Annotated in this window: 2 protein-coding genes and 1 tRNA gene; 1 reads left to right on the top strand and 2 read right to left on the bottom strand. The window is 64.4% G+C overall.

All coding sequences use genetic code 11. The annotated features are described in order from the left end of the window. Positions 1-307: 307 nt before the first annotated feature. Both AC1D1S_RS21040 and bcp read right to left on the bottom strand, forming a co-directional pair. Positions 308-389 (bottom strand) — tRNA-Leu (locus tag AC1D1S_RS21040). A gap of 115 nt (positions 390-504) precedes the next feature. Next, positions 505-978, bottom strand: coding sequence for a thioredoxin-dependent thiol peroxidase (gene bcp, locus AC1D1S_RS21035; RefSeq protein ID WP_476944095.1), 474 nt, complete (start codon positions 976-978; stop codon positions 505-507). A gap of 109 nt (positions 979-1,087) precedes the next feature. Between bcp and AC1D1S_RS21030 the strand changes: the two genes are divergently transcribed. After that, positions 1,088-1,570, top strand: coding sequence for a MarR family winged helix-turn-helix transcriptional regulator (locus AC1D1S_RS21030; RefSeq protein ID WP_476995435.1), 483 nt, complete (start codon positions 1,088-1,090; stop codon positions 1,568-1,570). Positions 1,571-1,657 lie beyond the last annotated feature (87 nt).

The raw sequence follows: 1,657 nt of genomic DNA, 5'->3' as shown, positions 1-1,657 counted from the left end.
CAGTGAGGCTGAGCATGGCGGCAGCTGCGATACCTGCAACGGCGAACGTGGTGCGCTTGATGTTCTGCATTTCGGTTTCTCCTTTGTTGTGCCGATGTTTGCCGGCGGCGAATTTTTGCCGCTGCGGCCCTTTCCCGACTGTTGGGCACCGACCCTTGGTTGGTGTCTCAATGGGTATTCGGCCGCTCGGAGGAAACGGATGGGTGCGGATGTGAAATTCTTTTTGGCGGCGTCAAAACTCCTGAAAAATCCCGGAACAGCGCCGGAAACCACAAGAACCCCGGTCCGAAGACCGGGGTTCTCTCTGTGCGCAAGGGGGGACTTGAACCCCCACGCCCGAAGGCACAGGAACCTAAATCCTGCGTGTCTGCCAATTTCACCACTCGCGCGCGGCGCCGTCGTCCCGGGGAAGAACCCCGGAGGCGGGCGCCAGGCTCTATTGTACCTATTGCCGGTTTGCTGGTTGCAACGGCTGCCGCGGGCGGACGGACCGGAGACCGGGGACTAGGCGTCGAGGTTCAGGTCCCGGCGAAGTTTGGCGACATGCCCGGTGGCCCGGACGTTGTACTGTGCGACGGCAACCCGGCCGTCGGCGTCGACGACGATGGTCGAGCGGATCAGGCCCTGGTAGGTCTTGCCGTAGTTTTTCTTTTCGCCCCAGGCCGCGTAGGCCTCGGCGACGGAGTGGTCTTCGTCAGAGAGCAGCGGGAAGTTCAGCCCTTCGGCGGCCGCGAACGCGGCAAGCTTCCCGACGGGGTCGGGGGAGACGCCCACGACGTCATAACCGGCGGCCTGAAGCGCGCCGAGGGAATCCCGGAAATCGCAGGCCTCCTTGGTGCATCCCGGCGTGGCGGCTGCCGGGTAGAAGTAGAGCACGGTCTTCCTGCCCCGGAAATCACGCAGGCTGACGTCCTGTCCTTCGGCGTTCTTGAGGGTGAAATCCGGTGCTGTGGCACCGGCGGTGAGTCGCTCGGACACGGGTGTCTCCTTGGTGAGGTTGGTCATGAAGCGGGGTGATAATCCAGCGTAGTGACGCGATCGGCGCCGGACGAATCCGCTGCTGGCTATACTCTTGGGTATGCCTGATATGGATCGCTGGCCCACGGGCCGCCTATTGTCCACGGCAGCACGTCTTGTAGAACACTCCTGGAACGAAAAATTGGGGGCCATTGGCCTGACCCATGCCGGGGTGATCGCCATGGAGGTGCTCTCGGCGAATGGGCCGATGACGCAAGCCCAATTGGCCCAGCTCGTCCGGGTCCAGGCCCAGACAATGGGCAAGACACTGAGCCGGCTGGAAGCGCACGGCCACATTTCGCGGCACCGCAGCACCTCCGACCGGCGCAGCCATGTGGTGTCGCTGACTGACCAGGGGCGCGAGGCGGTTGCCGCGGCCGCCGACATGGAACGTTCCGTGCTCKCCGCCACGCCCATTGACCCCGACGTGCTGCGGCAGGAGCTCCAGGCCGTGGTCAGGGTGCTGGCAACCAAGTCTTCCTCGCCGGAGGCCAACGCCATCGTCACGGCTGCCGAGCCGGGCGCCATTGCCGGGGCCACCCCGCTGAATTAGCCACACTGCTGTGGGGGAACGGGAACGGGACGGCAGGGTTTCCCGCCGTCCCAATCAGTTCCGTTCTCGAGGCCTTCAGTGGTGAGA

This window comes from Arthrobacter sp. P1_A5 (assembly GCF_056406825.1).
Note: the sequence above shows the minus strand (reverse complement) of the source record. Positions and strands in the feature narration are given on the sequence as shown.